The organism is Pseudomonas edaphica (assembly GCF_005863185.1).
Lineage (GTDB): Bacteria > Pseudomonadota > Gammaproteobacteria > Pseudomonadales > Pseudomonadaceae > Aquipseudomonas > Aquipseudomonas edaphica.
This window is the reverse complement of record NZ_VBVZ01000374.1, coordinates 1-6,231: the sequence shown is the minus strand read 5'-3', so window position 1 is coordinate 6,231 and position 6,231 is coordinate 1. Positions and strand designations below refer to the sequence as shown.

Below are 6,231 nucleotides of genomic sequence, written 5' to 3'. Positions count from 1 at the left end.
GGCGTTGGTTGTCGCCGCCTGGGCGTTGTACCTCAAAGGCGTTGATGAAAACGGCGTGACTTACAAGATCCCCGACCCACGCGCCGAGTTCTGCCAAGGGCTGGTGAGTGACGATGCGCTGATCAGCCAACGCCTGCTGGGTGTGGAAGAGATTTTTGGCAAGGCTATTCCCAACTCGGCTGAGTTTGTGGCAGCGTTTGAGCGGTGCTTTGTCAGCTTGCGCGACAACGGCGTCACCGCAACACTGCAGCAACTGCTGAAAACACCCGATTAAAAATGTGGGAGCTGGCTTGTGTGGGAGCTGGCTTGCCTGCGATAGCATCACCTGGGTTTGACTGATAGACCGAGGTGCTGGCATCGCAGGCAAGCCAGCTCCCACACAGACCAGCGTCCACATTTGAGCGGGTTAACAATCCAAGAATAATACTGCTGAGCACTCCTTCATGACCCAGCAAAACCTGTACCTCGGCATCGATTGCGGCACCCAGGGCACCAAAGCCATCGTCCTCGACGCGTCCAGCGGCAAGGTCCTGGGCCTGGGCGCCGCCGCGCATACGCTGATCAGCGGCGCCAATGGCCGTCGCGAACAGCACACCCAGGAATGGCTGGATGCCTTTACCGAAGCCACTCACCGCGCCCTGCAACAGGCTGGCGTGGACGGCCAGGACATTCTCGGCATCGGCGTCTCCGGCCAGCAGCACGGGCTGGTGCTACTGGACGAGCACGGTGAGGTGCTACGCCCGGCCAAACTCTGGTGTGACACCGAAACCGCCCCGGAGAACGACCGCCTGCTGGCGTACCTGGGCGGCGAAAGCGGCTCGCTGGAACGCCTCGGCGTGGCGATTGCGCCGGGCTATACCGTGTCGAAACTGCTGTGGACCCGCGAACAACACCCGGACGTGTTCGCACGCATCGCGCATATCCTGCTGCCCCACGACTACCTCAACTACTGGCGCACCGGCCGCGCCGTGGCGGAATAGGGCGATGCGGCGGGCAGCGGCTAATTCAACGTGCGCAGCCGCGAGTGGGACGTGGCACTGCTTACGCACATCGACCCGAGCGGGCGCCTGGAAAAAGCCCTGCCCGCGTTGATTGCGGCGGATCAAGCTGTCGGCAGCATCTTGCCGGCCATCGCCGAACGCCTGGGGATCAACCCCAATGCCAAGGTGTCCAGCGGCGGCGGCGACAACATGATGGGCGCCATCGGCACCGGCAATATCGCCCCCGGCGTGATCACCATGAGCCTGGGTTCGTCCGGCACCGTCTACGCATTTGCCGACCAGCCGAATGTCAGCCCGCAAGCATCGGTCGCGACCTTCTGTTCGTCCAGCGGTGGCTGGCTGCCGTTGATCTGCACCATGAACCTGACCAACGCCACCGGGGTGATTCGCGAGCTGTTCGAGCTTGACCTTGCGACCTTCAACAGCCTGGTTGCGCAAGCGCCGATTGGCGCCGATGGCGTGAGCATGCTGCCGTTCCTCAACGGCGAACGCGTGCCCGCCCTGCCCCACGCCACCGGCAGCCTCCACGGGCTGACCATGACCAACCTGACCCGCGCCAACCTGTGTCGCGCGGTGGTCGAGGGCACCACCTTCGGCCTGCGCTACGGCCTCGACCTGCTGCGCCAGACCGGCCTGCAAAGCCACAGCATCCGCCTGATCGGCGGCGGCTCGAAAAGCCCGGTGTGGCGGCAGATGGTCGCCGATATCATGAACACCGAAGTGGTGTGTACCGAACAAAGCGAAGCCGCTGCCCTGGGCGCGGCGATCCAGGCGGCGTGGGGCCAGTCCGGCGACACCCTGGCCAGCCTGTGCGACAAATGTGTGAGTGTCGACCCAAGCAGCCGCACGCTGCCGGTGGCGGCCAATGTCAGTGCCTATCAACAGGCTTACGAGCGCTATCAGCAGCTCGTGGCAACCCTTTAAGAGCGAACGACTATGTATCTGGTGTGTGGCGAAGCGCTGTTCGATTTTTTCAGCGAGGAGGATGCCAGCGGGCAGGCTTCCAGGGTCAATTACAAGGCCATTGCCGGTGGTTCGCCGTTCAACGTGGCCGTGGGTTTGCGCCGCCTGGGCATTGAGTCCGCGCTGTTGGGTGGCGTGTCCAATGACTTCCTTGGCCAGCGCTTGCTGCAAGTGCTCAAGGACGAAGGCGTCAGCCAGCAGTTTCTGCTTGAGTTTGCCGCGCCAACCACCCTGGCGATGGTTGCCGTGGGCGCCAACGGCTCACCGCAATACAGCTTTCGCGGCGAAGGCTGCGCCGATCGGCAATTGACGCTTGAGCATCTGCCGACCTTGGGCGATGAGGTTCGTGGCGTGCATATCGGCTCGTTTTCGCTGGTGGTGCAGCCGATCGGCGACACCCTGCTGAGCCTGGTCAAGCGCGAAAGCGGCAAACGCCTGATCAGCCTGGACCCCAATGTGCGGCTCAACCCGCAACCGGATATCCAGCTGTGGCGTGAGCGCGTGGCCGAGTTGGTCAAGCATGCCGACCTGATTAAAGTCAGCGATGAAGACCTGCACCTGCTCTACCCCGACCAGTCGCCCGAGAGCGTGCTGCAAGGCTGGTTGCAGCACCGTTGCCAATTGGTGTTCCTCACCCGTGGCGGCGATGGCGCCAGCGTGTTCAGCCGCCAGCACGGCAGTTGGTCGCAACCTGCGGTCAAGGTGGTGATGGCCGATACGGTGGGCGCCGGCGACACCTTCCAGGCCGCGTTGATTGCCTGGTTGACCGAGCAGCAGCTGGATTCGATTGACGGCCTGCAACAGCTGACACGCGCGCAGATCGACAGCATGCTGGGCTTCGCGATCCGCGCCGCCGCGCTGACCTGCAGCAAGACCGGGCCGGACCTGCCGTATCGCCAGCAGTTGGGCTGAAGCCTGGGTTTCATGAAGGTTTTGTCAGCCAAGGCAAAATTAATCGATGGTTAATCCCGCAAGCCGAGAGTGAATTCGAACTCACTTGCGGAGCACCACCATGAAACTGCGTACCTTGTTATTCACCGCCACCTTGGCCCTTGCCGCGGTGTCGGGGATGGCCCAGGCCGACACCGCCGCCAAGCCTGTGCAGTATCAATACGGCATGCCCTTGAACGTCGACAAAGTGATCGCCATGCACGAGGAAGACACCGACATGTGCAAGGTAATCAACGCCGATATCAAGTTCGTGGACAAAGCCGGGAAGATCGAAGATGTGGGCTACCGAAAAATGTCCGAAGCCTGCGATTTTCAGAATTGAAACACACCGCATTGGGCCTGGCGTTTACCAGGCCCACAGGTTGTCGGTGAATCACTCTCAAACACTTGGCTGACTAGTAGCCGCGCCCCGCCACTCTTTGCTGAGCAGGCGCTTGAGTGTGCTTGAGGTCTTCGCGCAACCCGCTGATCAGGTTGCAAATGGCTCGACTGCTGTCGAGTTTTTCCGCGTTGATACCTTTGACTTCCAAATCCACCCGGTCACGGTCGCGGTCGTCATACACCTTGATCGTCAACGAGGCGTCTTCGGCTTTGGTGCATTCGCACCGCTTGGGCAGGAAACTTCCTTCAATAATACTGCGTAGCTCTAGTTCCGAAAGCATGGCCAACCTCTCCTTTTTTGAGACTGCCAACAGATTTTTAGGTACAGATATTCAGGTACGGTGCAGGCGCGTGCCTGCGGCGTCTTACCGACCCTGGCAGACGCTTTCATTCATCAGCCTACTCGGCAAAATCCATTCTCGTTGTAACCTTTCCTCATAAGCGCCGCGCTGACGTATATAAATCTGTTTACCCCGCGTGAATTATCGTCGAACTGCGTCGATTAAACGTTTATGCACTAAATTGCACCTTGCGCCGCTACTCTCTCCGCAACATGTCGCAAACTATCAAAGTTGATATTGGCCCCTGAGTTCACTGCCACCAAGGTCTGCCCGCGCACGCCGTTTTGGGTGACGTACTTGCGAACGCCCGCCACCGCCAGTGCGCCTGAAGGCTCAGTGATGGAGCGCGTATCGTCGTAGATCAACTTGATGGCGCTGCACAGTTCGTCATTGCTGACGGTGATCACTTCATCGACCCAATCGCGGCAGATCTCAAAGCCATAGGCGCCGATCTGCGCCACCGCGGTGCCATCGGCAAACCCGTCGACACTGGGCAGCACCACCCGCTCACCGGCGCGCAAGGCAGCCAGCAGACAACTGGAACCCTCGGGTTCGACGCCGACAATGCGCACCTCGGGCCGCAGGTATTTGACATAGGCGGCAATCCCGGCGATCAGGCCGCCGCCGCCCACCGGCACGAAGATCGCGTGCAGCGGGCCTTGCTGCTGGCGCAGTATTTCCATGGCCACTGTGCCTTGGCCGGCGATCACATCGGGGTCATCGAACGGCGAAACAAAGGTGCAACCCGACGCCTCGGCCAGCTGCAATGCGTGGGCCAGGGCAAACGGAAAGCTTTCGCCACGCAATACCGCCTCGGCGCCACGGGAGCGCACGCCCAGCACCTTCAATTCCGGCGTACTGCACGGCATGACGATGCGGGCCTTGATGCCCAGTTCCCGCGCCGCCAATGCCACGCCCTGCGCATGATTACCCGCCGAGGCGGTCACCACCCCACGGGCTTTCTGCTCATCGCCGAGTTGCACCAGTTTGTTGTAGGCGCCACGGATCTTGAAGGAAAACGTCGGCTGCAAATCTTCCCGCTTGAGCAGCACTTGGTTGCCCAATAGCGCCGACAACGCAGGCGCCGATTGCAAGGGCGTGCGCACTGCCACGTCGTAAACCGGAGCGGCGAGGATCTTTTTCACGTAGTGCTCAAGCAGCCCGGTATTGGCGGTTTGCGCGGCGCGGTGGGTACTCATGGGCGTCTCCTGGTGTTGGTGTGCTGCCCAGGAGTCGGAAAAACAAAACCCGCCTCTAGGGCGGGTTTGGGTGCAGCCGTGTGCTATCCCGCCAAATGAGGAATGGCGGTAATAATAATGCTCGACTGGCGGCGCAAGGCTGGAAAGGTCATGCGCCGAAATTAACCGGCGGTGGCTGGGCAAGTCAATGGCCTGTGGCCATTTAGCGGGTTGGGGTTTACGAGCGATATACGAAACGTATACGCTTTGTATATCCATCTAACACAGTGAAACCCATGGGCATCGTCAAGATAACCGACCAACTGCACGAACAGCTTCGCCTGGCCAGCGCCGCCATGGACCGCTCCATCAATGCCCAGGCCGAGTTCTGGATCAAGATCGGCCTGTTGGCCGAACTCAACCCGCACCTGCCCTACAACGAGCTGATCAACAAGCTGTTGCTGGACAAACCCGACCTGATCCGAGGGCGCGGCTGATGATCAAGACACCCGCACAACTGGCCGTGATGCGCGAATCCGGGCGCCTGCTGGCCCAGGTATTCAGCATGCTCGACGGCTTTGTCGCCGCCGGGCGCTCGACCCTGGAGCTGGACAGCGCCGTCGAAGCCTTCATCCGCAACGAGCTCAAAGCCCGGCCGGCGAGTCTTGGGCAATACGACTACCCCTTTTGCATCAACACCTCGATCAACGAAGTGGTGTGTCATGGCATGCCCAGTGCCAAGGATGTGTTGAAAGACGGCGACATCATCAACATCGACATCACCCTGGAAAAAGGCGGTTTTATCGCTGACTCCAGCAAGATGTACATGATTGGCAGCGTGGCGCCCAAGGCCCGGCGCCTGGTGGAACAGACCTTTGAAGCCATGTGGGCCGGCATTCGCCAGGTCCGCCCCGGCGCACGCCTGGGCGATATCGGCCATGCAATCCAGAGCCATGCGCAGGCCAACGGCTACAGCGTGGTGCGTGAGTATTGCGGCCACGGCATCGGCCGGCAGATGCACGAGGAACCCCAAGTGCTGCACTTCGGCCGCCCCGGCACCGGGCTGGAACTGCGCGAAGGCATGGTGTTTACCATCGAGCCGATGCTCAACCAGGGCAGCGCCAAGGTGCGCGACCTCAAGGATGGCTGGACGGTGGTGACCAAGGACAACAGCCTGTCGGCGCAGTGGGAACATACCGTGGCGGTGACGGCGGACGGCTTTGAAGTGCTGACGCTGCAACCGTAAACCTGTGGGAGCTGGCTTGCCTGCGATAGCATCGACTGTGTGTCACTGACACACCGCTTGCACAGGAGCGCTGTTGTGGCGAGCGGGCTTGCCCCGCGTTGGGTTGCGCAGCGGCCCCAAACCAGGCGCTGAGTTCTTTCAGGAAACATCCCTGTGCCATTACTGGGGCT

At 61.0% G+C, this 6,231-nt stretch carries 6 protein-coding genes and 2 pseudogenes; 6 read left to right on the top strand and 2 right to left on the bottom strand.

Annotation, left to right across the window (positions count from 1 at the left end; genetic code table 11):
* The 4 genes and pseudogenes from FEM54_RS21905 to FEM54_RS21885 form a co-directional block, all read left to right on the top strand.
* Positions 1 to 274, top strand: a pseudogene (locus FEM54_RS21905) (mannitol dehydrogenase family protein); the annotation flags it as partial.
* A 169-nt stretch (positions 275 to 443) separates the two neighbouring features.
* A pseudogene (gene xylB / locus FEM54_RS21895) lies at positions 444 to 1,925 on the top strand (xylulokinase).
* A gap of 12 nt (positions 1,926 to 1,937) precedes the next feature.
* Entirely contained in the window at positions 1,938 to 2,876 is a 939-nt protein-coding gene (locus FEM54_RS21890; protein WP_017135049.1) for a carbohydrate kinase family protein, read from the top strand.
* A 100-nt stretch (positions 2,877 to 2,976) separates the two neighbouring features.
* On the top strand, positions 2,977 to 3,237 hold the full coding sequence (locus FEM54_RS21885; protein ID WP_017135048.1) for a DUF2790 domain-containing protein: 261 nt from the start codon (positions 2,977 to 2,979) through the stop codon (positions 3,235 to 3,237).
* A 73-nt stretch (positions 3,238 to 3,310) separates the two neighbouring features.
* Here the strand turns inward: FEM54_RS21885 and FEM54_RS21880 are convergent, their stop codons facing one another.
* Both FEM54_RS21880 and ilvA read right to left on the bottom strand, forming a co-directional pair.
* Positions 3,311 to 3,577 (bottom strand): DUF1652 domain-containing protein, encoded by a 267-nt coding sequence (locus FEM54_RS21880; RefSeq protein ID WP_017135047.1) that lies wholly within the window; start codon positions 3,575 to 3,577, stop codon positions 3,311 to 3,313.
* A gap of 236 nt (positions 3,578 to 3,813) precedes the next feature.
* Entirely contained in the window at positions 3,814 to 4,836 is a 1,023-nt protein-coding gene (gene ilvA / locus FEM54_RS21875; protein WP_017135046.1) for a threonine ammonia-lyase, biosynthetic, read from the bottom strand.
* Between the two features lie 275 nt (positions 4,837 to 5,111).
* On the opposite strand from ilvA, the gene FEM54_RS21870 reads away from it, so the two are divergent.
* Both FEM54_RS21870 and map read left to right on the top strand, forming a co-directional pair.
* Positions 5,112 to 5,312 carry a ParD-like family protein gene (locus FEM54_RS21870; protein WP_017135045.1) on the top strand — a complete coding sequence of 67 codons (201 nt, stop codon included), beginning with the start codon at positions 5,112 to 5,114 and terminating at the stop codon, positions 5,310 to 5,312.
* Positions 5,312 to 6,061 carry a type I methionyl aminopeptidase gene (gene map / locus FEM54_RS21865; RefSeq protein WP_017135044.1) on the top strand — a complete coding sequence of 250 codons (750 nt, stop codon included), beginning with the start codon at positions 5,312 to 5,314 and terminating at the stop codon, positions 6,059 to 6,061. The genes FEM54_RS21870 and map overlap by 1 nt, the downstream gene beginning before the upstream one ends.
* The last annotated feature ends 170 nt before the right edge of the window (positions 6,062 to 6,231 follow it).